General features: G+C 68.2%; 16 protein-coding genes. 2 read left to right on the top strand and 14 right to left on the bottom strand.

Annotation, left to right across the window (positions count from 1 at the left end; genetic code table 11):
- Positions 1-28 precede the first annotated feature (28 nt).
- The 6 genes from U9J41_RS14215 to U9J41_RS14190 form a co-directional block, all read right to left on the bottom strand.
- A complete protein-coding gene (locus tag U9J41_RS14215) occupies positions 29-583 on the bottom strand; it encodes a YcxB family protein (RefSeq protein WP_322402850.1) in 555 nt (184 codons plus the stop codon).
- A 45-nt stretch (positions 584-628) separates the two neighbouring features.
- Positions 629-1891 carry a lipid IV(A) 3-deoxy-D-manno-octulosonic acid transferase gene (waaA, locus tag U9J41_RS14210; RefSeq protein WP_322402849.1) on the bottom strand — a complete coding sequence of 421 codons (1263 nt, stop codon included), beginning with the start codon at positions 1889-1891 and terminating at the stop codon, positions 629-631.
- Positions 1891-2871 carry a lipopolysaccharide heptosyltransferase I gene (gene waaC / locus U9J41_RS14205; protein ID WP_322402848.1) on the bottom strand — a complete coding sequence of 327 codons (981 nt, stop codon included), beginning with the start codon at positions 2869-2871 and terminating at the stop codon, positions 1891-1893. Before waaC ends, waaA begins: the two co-directional genes overlap by 1 nt.
- Positions 2872-2881: 10 nt before the next feature.
- Positions 2882-4264 (bottom strand): phosphomannomutase/phosphoglucomutase, encoded by a 1383-nt coding sequence (locus U9J41_RS14200; protein WP_322402847.1) that lies wholly within the window; start codon positions 4262-4264, stop codon positions 2882-2884.
- A 287-nt stretch (positions 4265-4551) separates the two neighbouring features.
- A complete protein-coding gene (locus U9J41_RS14195) occupies positions 4552-4878 on the bottom strand; it encodes an H-NS histone family protein (RefSeq protein WP_322402846.1) in 327 nt (108 codons plus the stop codon).
- Between the two features lie 84 nt (positions 4879-4962).
- A complete protein-coding gene (locus tag U9J41_RS14190; RefSeq protein WP_322402845.1) occupies positions 4963-6057 on the bottom strand; it encodes an MraY family glycosyltransferase in 1095 nt (364 codons plus the stop codon).
- A gap of 302 nt (positions 6058-6359) precedes the next feature.
- Here U9J41_RS14190 and U9J41_RS14185 point away from each other — a divergent pair, with 302 nt between their 5' ends.
- Positions 6360-7220 (top strand): symmetrical bis(5'-nucleosyl)-tetraphosphatase, encoded by an 861-nt coding sequence (locus U9J41_RS14185; protein ID WP_322402844.1) that lies wholly within the window; start codon positions 6360-6362, stop codon positions 7218-7220.
- Positions 7221-7319: 99 nt separating this feature from the next.
- On the opposite strand, the gene U9J41_RS14180 is transcribed toward U9J41_RS14185, so the two are convergent.
- The 6 genes from U9J41_RS14180 to U9J41_RS14155 all read right to left on the bottom strand — a co-directional run bounded on the left by U9J41_RS14180 (position 7320) and on the right by U9J41_RS14155 (position 12131).
- The gene (locus tag U9J41_RS14180; protein WP_322402843.1) at positions 7320-8102 is read right to left on the bottom strand and encodes a lysophospholipid acyltransferase family protein; all 783 of its coding nucleotides are present in this window, start codon (positions 8100-8102) and stop codon (positions 7320-7322) included.
- 70 nt (positions 8103-8172) lie between these two features.
- The gene (locus U9J41_RS14175) at positions 8173-9459 is read right to left on the bottom strand and encodes a dihydroorotase (RefSeq protein ID WP_322402842.1); all 1287 of its coding nucleotides are present in this window, start codon (positions 9457-9459) and stop codon (positions 8173-8175) included.
- 10 nt (positions 9460-9469) lie between these two features.
- A complete protein-coding gene (locus U9J41_RS14170; protein ID WP_056441382.1) occupies positions 9470-10435 on the bottom strand; it encodes an aspartate carbamoyltransferase catalytic subunit in 966 nt (321 codons plus the stop codon).
- Positions 10428-10967 carry a bifunctional pyr operon transcriptional regulator/uracil phosphoribosyltransferase PyrR gene (pyrR, locus tag U9J41_RS14165; RefSeq protein WP_322402841.1) on the bottom strand — a complete coding sequence of 180 codons (540 nt, stop codon included), beginning with the start codon at positions 10965-10967 and terminating at the stop codon, positions 10428-10430. The genes U9J41_RS14170 and pyrR overlap by 8 nt, the downstream gene beginning before the upstream one ends.
- On the bottom strand, positions 10951-11346 hold the full coding sequence (ruvX, locus tag U9J41_RS14160; protein WP_322402912.1) for a Holliday junction resolvase RuvX: 396 nt from the start codon (positions 11344-11346) through the stop codon (positions 10951-10953). Before ruvX ends, pyrR begins: the two co-directional genes overlap by 17 nt.
- 128 nt (positions 11347-11474) lie before the next feature.
- Complete coding sequence (locus U9J41_RS14155) at positions 11475-12131, bottom strand: YqgE/AlgH family protein (protein WP_322402840.1); 657 nt, start codon at positions 12129-12131, stop codon at positions 11475-11477.
- A gap of 180 nt (positions 12132-12311) precedes the next feature.
- Between U9J41_RS14155 and U9J41_RS14150 the strand changes: the two genes are divergently transcribed.
- Entirely contained in the window at positions 12312-13760 is a 1449-nt protein-coding gene (locus U9J41_RS14150) for a cryptochrome/photolyase family protein (protein ID WP_322402839.1), read from the top strand.
- A 123-nt stretch (positions 13761-13883) separates the two neighbouring features.
- Here the strand turns inward: U9J41_RS14150 and U9J41_RS14145 are convergent, their stop codons facing one another.
- Positions 13884-19469: a hybrid sensor histidine kinase/response regulator gene (locus tag U9J41_RS14145; protein ID WP_322402838.1), complete on the bottom strand. Its 5586-nt coding sequence runs from the start codon at positions 19467-19469 to the stop codon at positions 13884-13886.
- Between the two features lie 20 nt (positions 19470-19489).
- A complete protein-coding gene (locus U9J41_RS14140; protein ID WP_322402837.1) occupies positions 19490-21862 on the bottom strand; it encodes a methyl-accepting chemotaxis protein in 2373 nt (790 codons plus the stop codon).
- Between the last annotated feature and the right edge of the window lie 21 nt (positions 21863-21883).

Genomic DNA, 21883 nt, shown 5'->3' with positions numbered 1-21883 from the left:
GGGCACCCCGTGCCCACGGAACACACGTTCACGATGCGCGGAACTGGAGTTCGCCCGCCGCGCGCGCCTCGACGATGCCCTCCATCGCGCTGACTTCGTCCTTGTTCAGGCACCGGAACGGAATCGGCAAGGTGCCGCGCTTGAGGATCATCATGAAGCCGCTCGAATAGGTGCGGATGCGCTGCACGTCATCCCAGCCGATCAGGCTCACGCCCGTGTCGCTGGTGCGCACGATGCCGTGCTGGTCGATCTGGAATTCGTACATGCGCTTCCCGCGCTGCAGCAGCACGAAATGCACGGCCGCCGACAGCGTGCTTTTCAGGCGCAGATACACCCCCATCGGCCAGCGGATATGCCGGCGGCGGATCAGGTAGCCGCCATGCTCCCACATGAAGCCGATGTATTCGACGAACGAGTAGCGCACCCAGAAATGCAGGCTGTATCGTGCGGCGGGCGGATGCACGACGGGGATCGTGGCCGCCGGCATCGCGTCGGCGCCGAGAATCTCGGTGTCGGGCTGGTCCAGAAGCGCGGCCCCGCCGTCCACGTTGCCGGCCGCTCGCGAGCGATTTGACCACAACATGTGCATCCCCTTTCATTTTCTAATTAAAGAGAATGGTAGCAAAAGCTAGGCAATAATTTGTTGCAAGAGTTCAACAGTGCGCACTGTTGCGCCGCGGTGGCGTGATGCGAAGGCCAGCGCTTGCGCGCCCATCGCGGCGCGCCGGGCGTCATCGTCGAGCAGGCCGGCGGCCGCGCGCAGCAGGGCCGGCGCATCGGGCACGCGCAGCGCGGCGCCCGCGGCGACGGCTTCCTCGGTCGCCTGCAGGAAGTTGAAGGTGTGCTCGCCCACCAGCACCGGCCTGGCCAGCGCGCACGCCTCGATCAGGTTCTGGCCGCCCAGCGGCAGCAGGCTGCCGCCGATGAAGGCGCAATCGCAGGCCGCATAGTAGGCGAACATCTCGCCCATCGAATCGCCCAGCAGCACGTCGGTGTCCACGTACTCCGGCAGCGCCGACCTGCGCGCCAGCGTGAGGCCGCGCGCGAGGACCATCTGCGCGACTTCGTCGAAGCGCTGCGGATGGCGGGGCACCAGCACGAGCAGCATGCCGGCCGGGCGCGCGTCCAGGGCCTCGTACGCGTCGAGGATCAGCGCCTCCTCGCCTTCACGCGTGGAAGCGCACAGCAGCACGGGACGGTCCCCGCAGCGCGCGCGCAGCATGGCGCCCGTGTCCAGCGCGGCCGCCGGTGGCACGACGTCGAACTTGATGCTGCCCGTGACGGCGACGTTGGGCGCGCCCAGCGACGCGATGCGCGCGGCATCCGCCTCCGTCTGCGCGGCCACCAGCGTGATCGCGCGCGCCGCATCCATCATCAGCCCGCCGAACTGTCGGCCGCGGCGCAGCGAACGCTCGGACAGGCGCGCATTCACGAGCGCCACCGGCACCCCGTGCGCGGCGCAGCCGTGGATCAGGTTCGGCCACACCTCGGTCTCCATCAGGATGCAGATCGACGGTGCGAAATGGCGCAGGAAGCGGCCGACCATGAAGCCGGTGTCGTAAGGCAGAAACGATTGCACCACGCGCTCGCCATGCTTGGCGAAGAGTGCGCGCCCGGTCGCGCGGCCGGTCGGCGTCATGTGCGTGAGCAGGATACGCGCGTCCGGCCGCGCGGCCAGCAGCGCCTCGATCAGCGGCTCGGCGGCGCGGGTCTCGCCGACGGACACGGCGTGCACCATGATGGTCGGCCGTGTTTCGAGCCCGCGGCCATAGAAGCCGAGGCGCTCGCCCAGGTGCGTGCGATAACCGGGCTCGCGCCGCCCGCGCCACCACAAGCGGCCCAGCACGAGCGGCAGCGCCAGCCACCACATCAGCGAATACAGCACGCGCATCAACGGCTCTCCAGCAGGCGCCGCGCGGCCGCCACGACGTCGGCGACCGGCGGCGCCGCGCCCGTGTCGCCCAGGTTGACGATGCGCGGCGACCAGTTGCCCTCGGTCTTCCAGCGCGGCGAATCGGCATAGATTTCGACCGTCGGCCGCACGAAGGCGGCGGCGATGTGCGTGAGGCCCGTGTCGACGCCGACCGCGAGCGCCGCGTGGCGCGCGAGTTCCACCGCGTCCATCATCGACAGTTTCGGCAGCACGCGCGCGTTCGGCAGCGCTGCAGCGATGCGCTCAGCCTCTTCCTTCTCGCGCGGCGAGCCCCACGGCAGCAGGATCGTCATGGGCGCCAGCGCCTGGCCGAGCGCGATCCAGTGCGCCGTCGGCCATTTTTTCGCGTCGCGCGCCGTCCCGTGGAAGAACACGGCGTAATCGTCGGCCGGCATCCAGTCCGGCCGCGCGCTTCCCGTGGGTGCGGGCAGGCCGAAATCGGGCGGCGTGTCGACCGCGTAGCCGAGCGCCGCGGCCACGACCTGGCGCCCGCGCGCCACCGCGTGCGTGCGCGGTTCGACGGCGACGCTGCGGCTGTGGAAGATGCGCGAGACGCCTTCGTAGCCCGAGTCCTCGGTGCCGTTGGCCATGCCGACCTTCTGGCCGCCCGGGCGCGTGCGCGCGCAGGCCATGACGATGCCCGTCTTGATCAGGCCCTGCGTGTCGAACACGAAGTCGTACTGCTCGGCGCGCAGGTCGCGGAAGAAGCCGCGCAATTCCGCGCGCACGGCGGCATTGCCGAGCCCCTTGCGCCAGCGCCGCAGCGCGAACGGAATCACCTTGCGCACGTGCGGGTTGAGCTTCACGAGGCTGACGTAGCCCTCTTCGACCACCCAGTCGACCCGGGCGTCCGGATAATGGCGGTGGATGTCCGCCACGATCGGCAGGTTGTGCAGGACGTCGCCCAGCGACGACACCCGCACCAGCAGGATGTTCAAGGCGTCACTCTCAGAACGGCAGCTCGGCGTCGGGCCTGGCGGCCAGGATCACGCGCGCAAATTCCTTCTGGATGCGGTCGAGCGCCTGCGGATTCTCGCCTTCGAAGCGCAGCACGACGACGGGCGTCGTGTTGGAACCGCGCGCCAGGCCGAAGCCGTCCGGGTATTCCACGCGCAGGCCGTCGATGCCATTGACGCGGTCGGCACCGGGGAATTCCGCCTCGGCGCGCAGCTTCTCGATCAGCGCGAAGTTCTCGCCTTCCTTCAGGTGCAGGTGCAGCTCGGGCGTGCTGGACGCGATCGGCAAACCGTTCAGCAGCGCCGACGGATCGGCTTCACGCGTGAGGATCTCGAGGAGGCGCGCACCCGTGTACAGGCCGTCGTCGAAGCCGAACCAGCGGTCCTTCCAGAAGATATGGCCGCTCATCTCGCCGCCCAGCGGCGCGCCGGTTTCCTTCAGCTTGGCCTTGACCAGCGAGTGGCCCGTCTTCCACATCAGCGGACGGCCGCCATGCTGTTCGATCCACGGGCCCAGGTGGCGCGTGCATTTGACGTCGTACAGGATTTCGGCGCCCGGGTTGCGGGACAGGACGTCTTTCGAGAACAGCATCATCTGGCGGTCGGGGAAGATGATCTGGCCATCCTTCGTGACGACGCCCAGGCGGTCGCCGTCGCCGTCGAATGCCAGGCCGATCTCGGCGTCCGACGTTTGCAGGCATGCGATCAGGTCCTGCAGGTTTTCCGGGTGCGCCGGGTCCGGGTGGTGGTTCGGGAAGTGGCCGTCCACGTCGCAGAACAATTCGATCACGTCGCAGCCCATCGCGCGGAACAGGTCGCCCGCGACCATGCCGGCCACGCCGTTGCCGCAGTCGACCGCGATCTTGATGGGACGCGCGATCCTGACGTCGCCGACGATGCGTTCGACGTACGCTGCCTTGATGTCGTGGGTCGAATAACCGCCCGGTGCCTGCGCCGGCTGGAAGTCGTCGCGTTCGATAGCCTGGTACAGGCCCTGGATGGCGTCGCCGTAGATCGCTTCGCCCGCCAGCACCATCTTGAAGCCGTTGTAGTCCGGCGGATTGTGGCTGCCGGTGACCATGATGCCCGAACGCGCACCCAGCACGTTGGTGGCGAAATAGACCATCGGCGTCGCGACCATGCCCAGGTCGACGACGTCCACGCCGGCGGCCTGCAGGCCTTCGGCCAGCGCCGCGGCCAGCTCCGGGCCGGACAGGCGGCCGTCGCGGCCGATGATCACGGTACGCTCTCCCTTGGCCAGCGCGGCGGCGCCGAAGGCCTGGCCGATGCGCCGCGCGATGCCTGCGTCGAGCGTGCTGCCGATCACGCCGCGGATGTCATAAGCCTTGAAGATCGTTTTCGAGAGAGGGACCATGAATTATCTACCTTGTGGGACTGGCATCGGAATGCGCACACACGGGCATTGCGATCGCCGATTGGATCGGATGACGGAAAAAGGGATATTGTAACGGCAAGCAGGACGAGTGGGGCCCGATTGGGTCCGATTACCTGCGCTTGCGTGATGCCTGGCGCGGGCGCAAAGAATGCGCGCCCGGAATGTGATGGCTCGCCGGATGACGTTCCGGCGCAACGCGATCATTTACGGGGAGATCCGCGGACGCGAACGCTCCCCGTAAAAGAAGATGCGACAAATACGCGGAATCAGACGCGCAGTTTGTCCAGCGATTTACCGCCCTCGACCCATTCCTTGACCCATTTCGGCTGGCGGCCGCGGCCGGTCCACTGCTGCGATGCATTGTCCGGATTGCGATAACGCACTGCGACGGTACCGACATTCGCGCCTGCCGCTTTGCCGCCACGGCCGGTGGCACTGATCAGGTCTTTCAAAGGCATGCCGACACTCTGCGCGATGGCCATGATCTGTTCGCGTGCCTTTTGCACTTCCTGAACCTCACGTTTCTTCATTTCCTGCTTGATCTGCTCTTGCAGGTTGCGCAAATCGCCCAAGGACAAATTAGACAGATCCATCTTGATTCCTTATAAGTAGAGTAGGTGGAAGGGATTTTATCGAATATTCACCAATTCTCGCAATATACTACAACTGGAATTTCTTTAGTGTTTTTTGTGCCAAATCAGCCAACGTGGGGACTTGAATCTGACGATACGCGCGTACAGCCAGACGTAGCTGATAATGAACAACAAGCAGAAGAATATCAAAATTCCCGTATTCCGCCAGAACACGGTTGCCGGGATAACGGCGGTGAGGGAAAACAGCCACAGGTAAGGCGAGGTCCGCGCATTCCTTTTCATCAGTGCCCGGGCTTCTTTGCGGCCGACGGTCCATTGCACGATGCGCCGGAAAATCAGGCTGTGCAGGTGGATTCCGTCCGGCATTGTAGGAGATTTCCCACGCACAAACATTCGGCGATAAACCGAAAAAACGGTTTCGAATGTTGGATAAATCAGCAGCAATGCCGCGTACCACGTCGATACCTGGGGATTGCGCATCACGAGCAGCAAAGCCAGTTCTCCCAGCATGAAGCCGATGAAATAGGCGCCGCCGTCGCCGAGGAAGATGAGGCCGACGGGGTAATTCCAGACCAGGAAGCCGGCCGTCGCACCGGCCACCGTCAGAGCGGAAACCAGCACGAACATGTCCTCCACCTGCCAGCCCACGTACGCGAGCGATAACAGCATGAAGATCGTCACGACACTGGCCAGGCCATTGAAGCCGTCGATGATATTCACCGCATTCGCAATACCGGCAACGGCCAGCACGGTCAGCGGCAATGCGAGCCACAGCGAATCCAGGTTCCAGCTGATGAAGGGCATATCCAGGCGCGCGATTTTCGCATCCAGCACCAGATAGCCGAGCAGCGCGGCGGCCATCGTCAATATCAGGCGGCGCGACGGACGCACCGTACCCGTATAGTCTTCGACGATACCGCCGATGAATGCGATCGCCGAACAGCCCAGCAGCGCCACCAGCCCGGAACCGAGGGTGGGTACGCGCCATACGGAAATGCCGGCGCTCAGGGCAACGGCCAGGAAGATCGGCAATCCGCCAATGCGCGCCACCGCATGCTGATGGACCTTCTGTACGCCATTGAAATTATCGTCGAGCGCCGCGCCATGCAATTTCGAATGCTTGACGATCAGGAGGGTCAGCAGCGTGGACACGACAAAACTTACGAAGAAAGAAAACATTTTATTATTTTTCGGATGCAACCCGGCGGATGGCGAACATCGGCGCGGAGAAATGGCATGGTCATGCGCGATTCGATTGGGGCGCCCGTCCAGTGAAGACGGGCCATTGTACCGGATTGGCCCTCGGCAATCCGTGCCTGAAGTGTACGCGTGCGCGCCCCGTTCCGATTGAGCAAATACGAAATACCGAAACTTTGACTAAGCGACAAGACAATTTACAATCGGTAATGCATGAGGCGTAGTCTCCTGCGCGAAAGCCGGATAAATCCATTAGTATCGATACAGAAAAAACGGAATCCGAAATGAAAACCTATGTCATCGGCGACCTGCAAGGGTGCGCCAACGAAGCCCGCCTGCTGCTGGAACAAATCGAGCCCGGTGCGCGCATCCTGTTCGTCGGCGATCTGATCAACCGCGGCCCCGATTCCCTGGGCGCGCTGCGCCGCATGAAGGCATTATCGGATGCGAGCGATGGCCGCGTCGACGCGCTGCTCGGCAATCACGACCTGCACCTGCTGGCCGTGGCCGCCGGCGTCCAGAAGATGAGCCGTTCGGATACGCTCGACGACATCCTGGCCGCACCCGACCGCGACGCGTTGATCGACTGGCTGCGCCGGCGTCCGCTCGCGATGTTCGTCGACGCGCACCCGGAACCTGCCTGCCAGGGCAGGTTCCTGCTGGTTCACGCCGGCGTGCCGCCGCAATGGACGGCGGCGCAGACGATGGCGCTCGCGGCCGAAGTCGAGGCGGTGCTGCGCGGCGACCGCTGGATCGCGTTCCTCGGCCAGATGTACGGCAATGAGCCGGACCGCTGGGACGACGGCCTGACGGGCATCGCCCGCCTGCGCTGCATCGTCAACGCGCTCACGCGCATGCGCCTGTGCTGGCCGGACGGGCGCATGGATTTCGCCCACAAGGAAAGCGACAAGGGGCCGGAGGGCTCCGACCTGCAGCCGTGGTTCGATTTGCCCGGCCGCCGCACGCTTGATGTCACCGTCGTGTTCGGGCACTGGTCGGCGCTGGGCCTCGTGCTGCGGCCGAACCTCGTGGGCCTTGACAGCGGCTGCGTATGGGGCGGCAAGCTGACGGCCGTGTGCCTGGACGACCGCTCGCTGCTGCAGGTCGATTGTCCCGAGTACCGGGAGCACGGCGGCAAGAAGTGAGGCCGCCGCGGCAAGAAGCGAGGCCGCCGCGGCAAGAAGCGAGGCCGCCGCGGCAAGAACCGTCGCCCCCGCGCAGGCGGGGGCCCAAGGTTGCCGGCGTTATCGATGCGCCGAAAGCATCGGGTCCCCGCCTGCGCTAGGACGACGGCCCGTCGGCTCCAGCGCCCCCGCGATCGCATCGTGCGCCGCCTGCGCCAGTTCGCGCCGGTGCGCGCCCGTCGCGGGGATCGGGTGCAGGCAGGCCAGCCGCGCGACGACCGGTTCGCCTTTCATGATGCGCATGACGCTGTCGACGAACGTCGTCTCGCCCGTGTAGTCGACGTCCGGGTGCCAGCCGCCGCCGGCGTCGACATAGGCCAGCGCGACGGGTTGTACCGGCACGGCGGCGTCGATGGCGGCTTCGAACAGGTTGGCGTGGAACGGCAGCAGCGTGCCCTGGCTGGCCGTCGTCCCTTCCGGGAAGAAGGCCACGCGGCGGCGCTGGCCCAGCGCTTCGACGATGCCTTTGAAAATGTGGCGCAGGTCGCGCCGGTTGCCGCGCGCGATGAACACGGTGCCCGCCTGCGCGACCAGCCAGCCGACCACGGGCCAGGCGCGGATCTCGGCCTTGGCCACGAAACGGCATGGGTGCACGGCATTGATGACGAAGATGTCGAGCCACGAAATGTGGTTCGCCACGATGAGTGCGTGCGCGAGCGATTCCGCGCCGGCCACGCGCTCGAGACGCACGCGGCAGATGCCCAGCAGGCGCGCCGACCAGCGCCGGATCAGGCGCTCGCGCAAGGCATCGCCCGCCCACGGAAACACGAGGGCGCAGGTGGCCAGGCCCTGGACGAGATGGAGGACGAGGCGCGCGAGGCGCCACGCAAGCTTGATCTTCAATGGAAACTCGACACGAAACGCCGCGCGGGCCGCGGCCGCAGCGATTGTACCGCCACGGCCGGACCGTGGATCAGCGTTCGAACGCGACGTGGCCGGCGACGATCGTCGCCTTCACCTGGCCCGCCAGTTCGTAGCCGAGGAACGGCGTGTGCTTGCCCTGGCTGGCCAGGGCGGCGGCGTTGACGGTCCAGCGCGTGTCCGGATCGAACAGCACCACGTCCGCGCTCGCCCCCTGCGCCAGCGTGCCGGCGGCGAGGCCCGCCGTGCGCGCGGGGTCGCTCGTGATCCTGGCCAGCGCCGTCGACAGCGCCTTGGCGTCGCTAGCCTGCTCCTCCGCCCATTTCAGCATCAGCGACAGCAGCAGTTCCAGGCCGGTGGCGCCGGGCGACGCCTCGGCGAACGGCAGCAGCTTTTCGTCGTCGTCGACCGGGGTGTGGTCGGAGCAGACGGCATCCACGGTGCCATCGAGGACGGCCGTGCGGATCGCGTCGCGGTCGCGCTGGCTGCGCAGCGGCGGCGTCAGGCGCGCGTTGGAATCGAAGAAGCCGATGTCGGCGTCCGTCATGTGCAGGTGGTGCACGCCGACGTCGCACGTGACCGGCAAGCCTTCCTTCTTGGCGGCGCGGATCAGGTCCAGCGCGGCGGCCGACGAGATGCGGCACAGGTGCACGCGCGCGCCCGATGTGCGCATCAGTTCGAAGATCGTGTGCAGCGCGATGGTTTCCGACATCACGGGCACGCCGGACAGGCCCAGGCGCGATGCCAGCGGGCCGCTGTGGGCGATGCCGCCGCGGCCGATGTGCGGGTCCTGCGGGCGCAGCCAGACGGTGTAGCCGAACGTCTTCGCGTACTGCATGGCGCGCAGCAGCACGGTCGTGTCCTCGATCGGCTCCTCGGCCTGGGCAAAGCCGATGCAGCCTGCTTCCGTGAGCTCGGCCATCTCGGTCAGTGCACGGCCCTTGAGGCCGACGGTCAGTGCGCCGAGCGGATGCACGTTGGCCTGGTTCAGCAGGCGCGCGCGGTGTTTGAGCATCTCGACCAGGCCCGGTTCGTCCAGCACCGGGTCGGTGTCGGGCGGGCACACGAGCGTCGTCACGCCGCCCTGCACGGCCGCCTGCATTTCCGATTCCAGCGTGGCCTTGTATTCGTAGCCCGGCTCGCGCAGGCGGGCGGACAGGTCGACGAGGCCGGGCGCGACGACGAGGCCGGTGGCGTCGATGACGCGCCCGGCCGTGAAGCCTTGCGGCGCGCAGCCGATGCCGGCGACCTTGCCGCCGGCGATGAAGAGGTCCTGGACGGCGTCGATGCCGCCCGCCGGGTCGACCACGCGCCCGTTCTTGATGTGCAAGTTATTCATACGTGAGAATTTAAGTGTGACTACCGGCCAAAATACTCATAACCGCCATGCGGACCGCGATACCGAAGGTGACCTGCGGCAGGATCACGGCCTGGGCGCCGTCCGCCACGGCCGAATCGATCTCCACGCCGCGGTTCATCGGGCCCGGATGCATCACGATGGCGTCCGGCTTCGCGAGCGCCAGGCGCTCCGGCGTCAGGCCGTAGCTCTTGAAATACTCGCCGGCCGACGGCAGCAGCGCGCCCGACATGCGCTCGTTCTGCAGGCGCAGCATGATGATCACGTCGACGTCCTTCAAGCCCTCGTCCATGTTGGTGAAGACGCGCACGCCCATCTGTTCCAGGCCGCCTGGCAGCAGCGTGTGCGGGCCGATGGCGCGCACTTCCGGCACGCCGAGGGTCGTCAGCGCGTGGATGTCCGAGCGCGCCACGCGGCTATGCAGGATGTCGCCGACGATGGCCACGCGCAGGTTCGTGAAATCCTTCTTGTAGTGGCGGATCGTGTACATGTCGAGCAGGCCCTGCGTCGGGTGCGCGTGGCGGCCGTCGCCCGCGTTCACCACGTGCACGTGGTTCTGCTTGGTGTCGTTCAGGTGCTTGGCGATCAGGTACGGCGCGCCCGACTGCGCGTGGCGCACGACGAACATGTCGGCGTGCATCGCGGACAGGTTGTCGATCGTGTCCAGCAGCGATTCGCCCTTGCTCGTCGACGACGCGGCGATGTTCAGGTTGATGACGTCGGCCGACAGGCGCTTCGACGCGATCTCGAAGGTCGTGCGCGTGCGCGTCGAGTTTTCGAAGAACAGGTTGAAGACGCTTTTCCCGCGCATCAGCGGCACCTTCTTGACCTCGCGGTCGGAGATGCTCACGAAGCTCGAGGCGGTGTCGAGGATGTGGTTGATGATGGCCTTCGGCAGTCCCTCGATGGTGAGGAGGTGCTGCAGCTCGCCGTTCTTGTTCAGTTGCGGGTTATGCATTGTCGTCTTCGATCTTGAGCGAAAGTTGCCCGTCCGCCGTGCGCGACAGCGCGAGCGAGCGGCCGGTTTGCAGCTGTGCGTGCGCGCCGACGAAATCGGCCGCGACCGGCAGTTCGCGGCCGCCGCGGTCCGCCAGCGCGGCCAGCATGATACGCTGCGGGCGGCCAAAGTCGAACAGCACGTTGATCGCCGCGCGCACCGTGCGGCCGGTGTACAGCACGTCGTCGACGAGCACGATGGTCGCGCCGTCGACGTTGAATTCGATCCGGGTCGGCTTCACGTCCGGATGCAGGCCCTTGCGGGCATAGTCGTCGCGGTAGAACGAGACGTCGATGAAGCCGAGGCGAGCCTGCAGACCGAGGTCGCTCGCGAGGCGCTCGGCCAGCCAGGCGCCGCCGGAATGGATGCCGACGATGGCGGCATCCGGCACACCCGACAAACCGGCGCGCACCTGTGCGAGCAGGTCGCGGTACAGGGCTTCGGCATCGCTGGTGTTGCCTGCCCTGTTCGCGTCGTTAATAAGAGTTGGCATGATCGTCAAAGTATTGTTGCAAAATGATGGCGGCGGCCTTGGCGTCGATGATCTCGCCGCGCCTGGCGGGAATGACGGCCGACGAATAGCGTTCGTCGACGAGTTCCACGGGCAGGTCGAAGCGGCCGTGGAGCTGGTTGGCGAAGCGGCGCGCGCGCAGGGTCATGTCGTGCTCCGCGCCGTCCGGATGGCGCGGCTCGCCGACGACGAGACGCGCGGGGCGCCATTGTTCGATCAGGTCGCCGATGACCTGGAAGCGGGTCGCGTTGTCGACCGCCTTGATGACGGACAGCGGTTGCGCCTGTCCCGTCAGCGTGTTCCCCATGGCGATGCCGATGCGCTTGATGCCGAAGTCGAAGCCTAAAACAATATCAACCATCACACTAATTATCGTTTTGGCTGATAGCACTATAGGGTGGGCACGCCGTGCCCACGCGTGACGTCTGCGTCATTCCGTCGTCCGCGTGGGCACAGGGTGACCACCCTACCGGTGTCGTGATGCGACCGTCACGCATGGCCGGCCTCGGTGGCAAGCATGAGCGGATCGATGCCCAGCAGCTTGATGGCGGCGTTGTAGCGTTCCTCGATCGGCAGGTCGAACAGCACGTGCGCGTCGGCGCCCACCGTGAGCCAGCCGTTGCGGGCGATCTCTTCTTCCAGCTGGCCCGGGCTCCAGCCGGCATAGCCGATGGAGACGAGCATGCGGCGCGGGCCGGAACCGTTGGCGACGGCTTCCAGCACGTCGATCGACGTGGTGAACGCGACGTCGTCGGTGACGCTCAGCGACGAGGAATAGCGGCCGCCGGGCGAATGCAGCACGAAGCCGCGGTCGTCCTGGACCGGGCCGCCGAACATGATCGGCGCGTCCTCGACGCTGGGGCGCAGGCCTTCGGCCACTTTCAGGTCGATGCGGTCGAACAGCACGTCCATGGTCATGTCGGTCGGCTTGTTGATGACGACGCCGAGCACGCCTTTGTCGTTGTGTTCGCAGATATACACGACGGCGCCGCCGAAGATCGGATCATTCATCGACGGCATGGCAATCAAGAAATGATTCGCCAGGTTCAGCTGCGAGGCAGATGCGCCCGCCGCACCCAGGCTAAGCGATTCCTCCTGGTGCATCCCGGGCATGGTTAGAGGCTTGCCGACCTTACTTTTTTTCATGCTCATACTCTCTGTTGGCTCACTCTCTGGGGTTACCGCGGCATTTCTAAGCTGAAAAGCTGGACTTTTCGCTAGTTTACACCGAATTGCCCGACCAGCCACGGAAGCCGCTGGGCCGGGGCAAACCTGAGAGATGGTAGACAGTAAAATTCTGATCTGCATTGACTCCGCACACAGAAAATGACTTTGAGAAACTCTTTGGTCTGGTTCCGGCGCGATTTGCGCGTGGACGACCATGCCGCACTGCATCACGCCCTGCTCTCGTCACACCGTGTGTTCGGCGTGTTCGTGTTCGATACCGACATCCTGGCCGGCCTGCCGGCCGACGACCGGCGCATTCAATTTCTGCTGGACAGCGTGCGCGAGCTGGATGCGCGCCTGCGTGACATGGGAGGTTACCTCATCGTGCGGCACGGGCGCGCCGCGCAGGTGATCCCCGAACTGGCTGCCGGGCTCGATGCCGAATCGGTGTTCGCCAACCGCGATTACGAGCCGCAGGCGCACGCGCGCGACCACGCGGTGCAGGACGCCCTGCGCGCGGCCGGCCGCAGCCTGCAGACGTTCAAGGACCAGGTGATGTTCGAACAGGACGAGGTGCTGACCCTGGCCGGCGGTCCGTATTCCGTCTTTACGCCCTACAAGAACGCGTGGCTGAAACGCCTGGCGCGCGAGCCGGAGGCCCTGCGGCCGTTCGAGACCGCACCCCACGCGGCCGCGCTCGCGCCGCCGCCCGCGGATCATGTCCTGCCCACGCTCGCCGATCTCGGCTTCGTGCCGGGCGCCACGCCCATCGCCCATCCCGGCGCGGCGGGCGCGGCGCGGCTGCTGGCGCAATTCGAACGGCGCCTCGCGCGCTACGACCACGACCGCGACTACCCGGCGCTGGAGGCCACGTCGCACCTGTCGGTCCACCTGCGCTTCGGCACGCTGAGCGTGCGCCGCCTCGTCGCCATGCTGCAAGCGCGCATCGCGGACGGCAGCGGCGGCGCCGGCGCGCCCGTGTGGTTGTCGGAACTCATCTGGCGCGAGTTCTACATGATGATCCTGGCGCGCCATCCGCGCGTCGTCACGCACGCGTTCAAGCAGGCGTTCGACGCCGTCGCGTGGGACGACGGCCCCGCGGCGGACGCCCTGTTCGCCGCCTGGTGCGCGGGACGCACGGGCTATCCGCTCGTCGACGCCGCGATGCTCCAGCTCGAACGGACAGGCTTCATGCACAACCGCCTGCGCATGGTGACGGCCAGTTTTCTCACGAAGGACCTCGGGATCGACTGGCGGCGCGGCGAGCGCTGGTTCGCGCTCAAGCTGAACGATTACGAACTGGCGTCGAACAACGGCGGGTGGCAGTGGGCGGCGTCGACCGGGTGCGACGCGCAGCCCTGGTTCCGCATCTTCAATCCCGTCACGCAGTCGCGCCGCTTCGATCCGGACGGGGAGTTCATTCGGCGGTACCTGCCGCAACTGGCCGGATTGACGGGGGCGGCGATCCACGCACCGTGGCTGGCCAGGCCGGAGGCGCTGGAAAAGGCCGGGGTCGTGCTGGAGCAGGATTATCCGTTGCCGGTGGTCGACCACGAGCAGGCGCGGGCCAGGACGCTGGCCCGCTTCAAGGCAATACGCGACGCGTGAGATTGGAACGCGAAAGTAAAACGTCGTTCCCGCGCAGGCGGGAACCCAAGTACGCTGCAGGCACCGCAAACAACTTGGCCCCCCGCCTGCGCGGGGGCGACGTCGGTTTGCCCGCGCTTCCAATCAGTTTGGCCGCGCTTCCAATAACCCGGTGATCGCCGCCAGCAGCGCATCCTCCTGGAACGGCTTGCCGAAATACGCATCGACGCCGAGCCCCAGCGCGACGTTGCGGTGCTTGTCCGCCGTGCGCGACGTGATCATGATGATCGGCAGCGACGCCGTGACCTCGTTGCCGCGCACGTGGCGTGTGAGATCGAAGCCGTCCATGCGCGGCATCTCGATGTCGACCAGCATCAGGTCGGGCCGCGTCTCCTGCATCTGTTCGAGCGCGTCGACGCCGTCCTTGGCCAGCAGCACGCGATAGCCTTCGCGCTCCAGCAGGCGCTGGGTGACCTTGCGCACGGTGAGCGAATCGTCCACGACCATGATCGTCGCGATGCGCGCCGGCGCCGGCGCGGATTCCGCCGCGGCGGGCATGCGGCCGGGACGAGCGCCCTGGGCGGCCAGTTGCACGGGGTCGAGGATCAGCACGATCTCGCCCGAACCGAGCACGGTGGCGCCGGCGATGCCCGGCATGCGCGCCAGTTGCGGCCCGATGTTCTTGATGACGACCTCGCGATTGCCCAGCACCTCGTCCACCCGCAGCGCGATGCGCGTGTTGCCCCGCCTGAGGACCAGCACGGGCGACGAGCGCTGGCCGCCGCGCTGCTCCCATGCTTCGCCCGGCTCGTGCAGCAGCGCCGGCAGGTAGTGCAGCGGGACGCTCTCGCCATGCACGCCGATCGCGCCGGCGCCTTCGGCCGCTCGCAGGTCGGCCTCGCGCACCTGCAGCACCTGCTCGACCAGCACGGCCGGCAGCGCGTGCGTGCGCGTGCCGCTGGCCACGAGCACGACCTGCGTGACGGCCAGCGTGAGCGGCAGGTGGATGGCGAAGGCGGCACCCCGCCCTTGCGTCGTCTCGACGTCGACGCGGCCGCCCAGCGCACGCGCTTCCGAGCGCACGACGTCCATGCCGACGCCGCGGCCGGCCAGTTCCGTCAGCGTGTCCGCCGTCGAAAAGCCCGGCTCGAACACCAGCTCGGCGGCATCCTGATCGGCCACCTCTTCGCCCTCGGCCAGCAGGCCGGAGGCCGCCGCCTTGGCGCGGATGCGGGCCAGGTCGAGGCCGGCGCCGTCGTCGGCGAAGCGGATCTCGACCTCGTTGCCCTGCTGGCTCACCTGCACGAGCAGCTCGCCCGTCTCCGGCTTGCCGGCGGCAACTCGCGCGTCGCGCGGCTCGATACCGTGCACGATGGCGTTGCGCAGCAGGTGTTCGAATGGCGCGGCCATGCGTTCCAGCACGCTACGGTCGATCTCGACGCCGCCGCCGCGGATGTCCAGGTTGACGCGCTTGTCGGTTTCCTTGGCCGTCTGGCGCGCCACGCGGAACAGGCGTTCGGACAGGCTGGCAAACGGCACCATGCGCGCCCGCATCAGGTCGCGCTGCAGTTCGCGCGTGAGGCGCGACTGCGCGGTCAGGTCGTCGGCCGCCGCTTCCACCGTGCGCGCGAGGCCGTCGTGGAACGACCCGACGTCGTTCACGCTCTCGGCCATCATGCGCGTCAATTCCTGCAGGCGCGTGAAGCGGTCGAATTCGAGCGGATCGAATTCGCGCTCGCCGGCAATCGACAGCCGCGACGCGATCTGCGACTCGGCCTGCACCTCCACCTCGCGCAACTGGCGGCGCAGGTTGACGAGGTTGTCGGCGAAGTCGGACAGCATGTCCTTGAGCGCGCCGACCTGGGTTTCCAGTTTCGAGCGCGTGATCGACACCTCGCCGGCCTGGTTGACGAGGCGGTCGAGGATGTCGGCGCGCACGCGCACGAGCGGCGCGCGGGCGGCCTGCTCGTGCGCGGACGGCGCGGACACGGGCACGGGTGCGGGTGCGGCCGCCGCAGCGAGCGGCGCCGCCGCCGGCTGCTGCAGCTGTTCGAACAGCAGCTGCGCCTGGTCGTAGTTGGCGAGCAGTTCGTCGAAGGCGGCCGGATTCGTCGTCCCGGCGTGCAGCATGTTCTCGATCTGCGTTTCCAGCGCGTGCGTGTGCTGGCCGAGGCGCATCGCGCCGGCCATGCGCGCGCTGCCCTTGACCGTGTGCAGGGCGCGCAGCAGGCCTTGCGCGACGGCCACGTCGGCCGGGTTCTGCTGCCACTGGCGCAGGCCGTTGCCGATCTGCGGCAGCAGGTCCGCCGCTTCTTCCATGAAGACGGGCAGCAGGTCCGGGTCGAGCTCGTCGACGAAGACCGGTTCGGCAGCGAGGGCGTTGTCGGATCCGGTCGCGGACAGGGGCTCGGGCTGGGGCAGCGGCTCGGGCTGGGGCAGCGGCTCGGGCTGCGCTTGCGGCTGCGGCTCGGGCTCGGGCTCGGGTTCGGATTGCGGCTCGGGCTCGGGCTCAGGCTCGGGCTGCGCTTCGGCTTGCGGCGCCGGCTCGGGCTGCGGCCCGGTTCCCGGCACGTCGAACAGCGCATCCATGTCGATGACGTCGTCGGCCTCCGGCTGCGCCGGCGCGGGGACGGATTCGAGCGCGGGCGCGGCGAACGGATCGTCGAAATACGAATCGAACAGGTCGTCGACGGCGTTCACGGCCGGGTCGTCCTGGCGCGGTGCCGGCGCGCGCGGCGCCAGCTCCGTGCTGGCCGGCAGCGCAGGCGTGCCGCCCGCCAGCGGCGGATCGGCCAGGATGCTGGCATAGGTGGCGGCGAACAGCGCGTCCAGGCGCTGCGCCAGCTCCGGGTCGGCGTCGTCGAACACCGCATCGGCGCGGGCTTTCCCCAGCGCGTCGCGCAGCGCCTCCAGGCGCGCCAGCAGTTCCGGCTGCGCGGGCGCCAGCTCGCCCAGCGCGAACACCTGCAGCATCACGCGCATGCGCTCGACCGTCTCGTCGAGCAGGTCGAGCTGCGCGCCGGCCAAGGGCGGCACGGCCACCTGCAGCGCGTCTTCCAGCGCCACGGCCAGTTCGCGCAGCGCGTCGAAGCCGACGGTGGCGGACGTGCCGCCCAGCGTGTGCGCCGCCGTCATGGCCTGCGGCGTCACGGCGCGCAGCGGTTCCGCGCGCCAGTTGGCGAAATCGTCGGCCAGCGTGCGCACCAGCGCCTCGGTCTCGCCGAGGTAGATGTTATACAGCGGCAGCGGGATCTCCAGATCGCCCACGTGCCGCACGTTCGCTTCGGACACGGGAAATGCCAGCACGTTGCCCGGCAACTCGGCCGACGACAGGGCCGGCAGCGGCGCGGCCGCCTCGTCCGGCGCGACGTCGAAGCCGGCGGCGGGCTCGATCGGTTCCGGCGCCGCGCTCAAAAGCGCCGCATCGTCTTCGACCAGCCCGGCCGCGGCAACGGCGTCGAGCGCGCCCACCGTCTCCGGCACCAGTTCCGCCGGCGCATCGGCCGCCGGAACGTAGGGCGCCGATACGAGCGGTGCCGACGCGTCGGTTGGCGCGAGCGGCCCGCCCTCCTGCACGCGCGCGGCGGCGCGCACGAGCGCCTCGCCGTCGCGCGGCGATCCGCCCGCCGCCAGCTCGTCGACCCACGCCGCCAGCTCGGCGTGCGCGTGCGCGAGCAGCGCCAGCAGATCGGGCGTCGCGGCGCGCGCCTCGGCCAGCCACAGGTTCATGACCTTTTCGATGGCGGCGGCGGCGGCGGCGAATCGCTCGAGGCCGACCATGCGGCTGCTGCCCTTGAGCGTGTGGAAGCCGCGGCGCATGCGCGCCAACGTATCCTGGTCGGCCGGCGTGGCCTGCGCGGCCGGCAGCGCGGCGCCGACCACGTCCAGCACGTCGCGCGCCTCGCCGATGAAGATCTCCAGCAGTTCCGCGTCGACGGCATCGTGCTGCGGCTGCGGCGCGGGTGCCGGGGGCAGCGGCGCCGCAGCGGGCTCGGGGACCGCGGCCGGTCCCTGATATTGCAGTTCGCCGAACAGGCCCGCGCCGGCATCGAAGCGGAAGCGCTTGCGCGCCCCGTCCACGTTCTGCGCCAGCGCGTCCGTGAAGAAACCGAGCGCGCCGATATTGCGGGCCAGGTTGTCCAGCACGGCGCCGCGCGTGGCGGCATCCGGCTGTTCGTCGACGAGCATGCGCACCCGCGCGCGCACGTGGTCGACCGCGTGCGTGGCCTGGTCCTGGTCGAGGATGGCCAGCGCGCCCTGCAACTGGTGCAGCAGCGGGTCGACCTGGTCGAGGGAGGCGACGCGCGCCGGGTCTTCGTAGTATTCGTCGATATGCTTCTCGACCTGGCGCAGGCCCGTGCGGATCTCGCCCGCCAGCACGGCCACGGTCTGGCCCTGCTGCAGTTCGCGCGCCATCTCGCCGTGCCAGGCCGGGGCGTCCGGCGGGGTCTCGCCGTGCGCCAGCGCGAGCAGGCGCTGGCCGACGGCCTCCGCATGCTGGCCGAAGTCGTCGGGCAGCTGGCGCACCTGGTCCAGGCCGTGCTCCACGAACAGCATGGCCTCCGCCATTTCGAGGCTGAACTGGTCGCTGCGGCCGCCCGTCATCGATTCGCTGGCGGCCTGGCCCAGTTCGCGCAGCAGGTTCGCCAATGCCGGCGCGCCCAGCTTCTCGCTGGCGCCGGCCAGTTTCGACAGGGCGTCGTTGAAGCTGCCGCCCTCGACCTCGCCGCCTTCCGTGGCGACGCGGTCCCAGCCCTGCTTGGTCTCGATCAGCGCTTCCTTGGCATCCTTCAGGACCTCCGGATCGACGCGGCCGTAGCGGCGCTCGAGATAGTCCGGCGGCACCTGGCCGCCGACGTGGTACGCGTCGCGCAGCCGGCGCGCGTCGGGCGTGGGTTCGGGCGCGGCGGCGATGAAGAACAACGCATCGAGCAGCAGCGCGTCAGGCAGCTCGGCATGGCCCTGCGCCTGGCGCCGCAATTGCAGGTTGACCTGGCCGAACAGCTGCTTCACGTACAGGTCGGGCGCCACCTGGCCCGTCGCGACGAGGTCCGCGACGGCCTGCAGCGCCAGCCAGAACGCATGCGCCTGCGCCTGCGGCTGGCCGTCGACGACGCCCGCCAGCGCATCGCGCATGGCCGCCGCCTGGGCGCGCCGGGCATCGTCGTCGGCGCTGCGCAGGAACAGCAGCAGCGCCTTTTCGAATTGGGCGCGGGTCGCGGCGTAGTCCGGCATCGGGCCGGCCCCGCCGCCCGGCAGCAAGGCCGGCGCGAGGTCCGGCACGAGCATCTGGCCCGGATGCACGCGCTCCACGCCCAGCATTTCCTGCAGCGCGCGATAGTACGGGAACAGCCGCACGGGCTGCGGCGCGGCGCCGTCCAGCAATTCTTCGAGGTATTCGACGAGCGCCCGGTAGGCTTCTCCGACGACGCCGGTCCGCGCGGCGTCGAGCGCCAGCGCGCCGTCCTTGAAGCGGTCGATGACCTGCTCGGCCGCTTCGCTCAGGCGCAGGGCGCCGGCGACGTCGACCATCTGCAGGGCGCCGTGGGCCTGGTGCAGGTGCGACTTGGCGTGCAGCAGAAGGGTCGGCTGCGCTTCCGGACTGCGGCCGGACGCGTCCTGCAGCGCCTTGACGGAGCGCCCGAGCGCATCGCGGATTTCCCCGATGACCCAGGAGAGAGGGCCGGTGTCGAAAGGCGGTGCGGCGGACGCGTGCGAAAGCTGGGTCATGTAAGCAAAAGGTTCGGGGCTCAGGCGGCGACGCGGAAGCGCGACACCGAATTCTTCAGTTCCTGCGCGAGTTCCGCCAGCTGCCGGATCGACTGCGCCGTCTGCTGCGTGCCGCCCTGTGCCTGTTCGGTGATCGCGAGGATGTGCTGCATATTATGCGCCACACCGTTCGCGGACGTCGCCTGCAGGCCCGCCGCGACCGCCATTCCCTGGATCAGCTCCGCCAGCCGGTTCGACACGCGTGAGATGTCGGCCAGCGCCGCGCCGGCCGCGTCGGTCACGCGCGCGCCCTCGACGACGCCCTGGGTCGACTTTTCCATCGCCGCCACGGCGTCGTGCGTGTCGGTCTGGATGGTGCGCACCAGCGCGCCGATCTGCTTGGCCGCTTCGGCCGACCGTTCCGCCAGCCGCTGCACTTCTTCCGCCACGACCGAGAAGCCGCGCCCCGCCTCGCCGGCCGACGCGGCCTGGATCGCGGCGTTCAGCGCCAGCACGTTGGTCTGTTCCGTGATGTCGGAAATGAGCTCGGTGATCTCGCCGATCTCCTGCGACGATTCGCCGAGGCGCTTGATGCGCTTGGAGGTTTCCTGGATCTGCTCGCGGATCTCGCCCATGCCGCGGATGGCGTTCTGCACCGCGGTCGCGCCCTGCTCCGCCGCCGCCACCGACTGGCGCGCCACGTCGGCCGATTCCTTCGCGGAGCTGGACACGTCGGTGATCTCGCCCGCCATGCGCAGCATCGTGGACGACGTGTCCTGGATTTCGCGCGCCTGCTGGCCCGCCGCGACGAGCAGCCGGCTCGACACCAGTTGCGCGTCGTTCGAGGCCTGCGTCACCTTTTCCGCCGTGGCGATCACGCGCACGACGAGACCGCGCAATTCCTCGACCGTGTAGTTGACCGAGTCGGCGATGGCGCCCGTGATGTCTTCCGACACGGTGGCGTACACGGTCAGGTCGCCGTCCGCCACTTCCTGCAGTTCGTTCATCAGGCGCAGGATCGCGGCCTGGTTCTGGTCGTTGGTCGCCTTGGCTTCCTCTTCCTTGGCCTGGGCCAGCAGGCGCATCGCGTCCGCTTCGTGGCGGCGCGCGTCGGCGCCGCGGGTGCGGTTGCGCGAATCCTGCAGCATCACGCGCGAGATGCTGCCCGCCGTGACGAGGGTGAAGATCGACGCCGCCACGAGCAGCCAGAACCAGCCGCCCGTGCTGCCTTCGCCCATGCGGTACGACGCCTGCAGGTCGGTCAGCTGGCGGCGCAGCGCCTCGTTGTCGCTGTAGATGGCCTGCTCGGCGGCCTTGGCGGCGGTCATGTCGGACAGTTTGTCCAGGAAGGTCGAGATCAGCCTCTGGCAGATGTCGAATTTCGATTGCACCTCCTGCAGCTTGGCGCGCAGGTCCGGATCGCGCAGCGGCGCCAGGCCCAGCGCGGCGCTGCCGTTCAGCAGGCCGTCGACGGTGGCGCGGAAGGTCGTGGTGTCGTGGCCCATCTGGAACGCGGTCTCGGGACGGATGCCGCCCGACGTCAGGAATTCGCTGGCGCTGCGCGACAGGCGCTGCGTCAGCATCATCATGCGGCCCAGCGCCGCCAGTTCGCGCGCGCTGCCGCCGCGCGCCGTGCGCTCGGTGAGGATCGATTCCGTCAGCGCCAGCATGTCCGGCGCCAGGATGTCGAGCTGCTTGAGGTTCTTGTCGAAGGCGACGAGTTCCGGCTTCATCTTGAGGATGCTGGCCGCCGCCGCGTCGGACACGTGCCACTTCTTGCGCACCGTGGCCAGCTGCGATGCGAGGTCGCCCGTCGATGCGGGGATCGCGTTGCCGTTGAAATCGCCGCCGCCGGCCAGCAGGTCGAGGTCGTGCGACAGGGCGATGCGGCTGTCCTGCAGCTGCATGAAGGCATCCGGCACGCCCTGCATCGCGTTCGGCGCGGCCTTGCCCACGCGCTGCGAGTGCATCAGCGCTTCGCTGGCGATCTGGGTCTGGCCGCTGGCGATCGCGCCGCTGCCGGCGTTGCGCCACAGCGCCAGCAGGGTAAGGAGGATGCCGATGGCGAAGGCGACGAGCAGGATGCGCAACTGGCGCGGCAGCGACAGGTGGCCGATCAGCGGCAGGCTGAGGTCATCGTCGTCCGCCGCCGCGGCGGCCGCATCGGCCGCGCCGCGCTGCTTGCGCCGGGCCGGCAGGCCGAGGCGCAGCGCGGCGTCGTCCGCGGAACCCGTCGCCGCGGTGCCGCTGACGGGGCCCGCCGGGATCGGAGGCGGGACCGCCGGCAGCGTGCCGACGCCGAACTGCGTGTCCGGCGACGCCAGCACGGTGCCGGTTTCCTCCGTGCGCGCCTGCGCGTCGCCGCCCCCGTTCTTGGGGAAGAAATTCATCGTCAGTTTGGATGCGAATCCCATTCCAGCTCCAGTGCAAAACCC

Source organism: Massilia luteola (assembly GCF_034420155.1).
Lineage (GTDB): Bacteria > Pseudomonadota > Gammaproteobacteria > Burkholderiales > Burkholderiaceae_D > Telluria > Telluria luteola.
The sequence above is the reverse complement of the archived record's forward strand: the minus strand, read 5'-3'. Positions and strand labels throughout refer to the sequence as shown.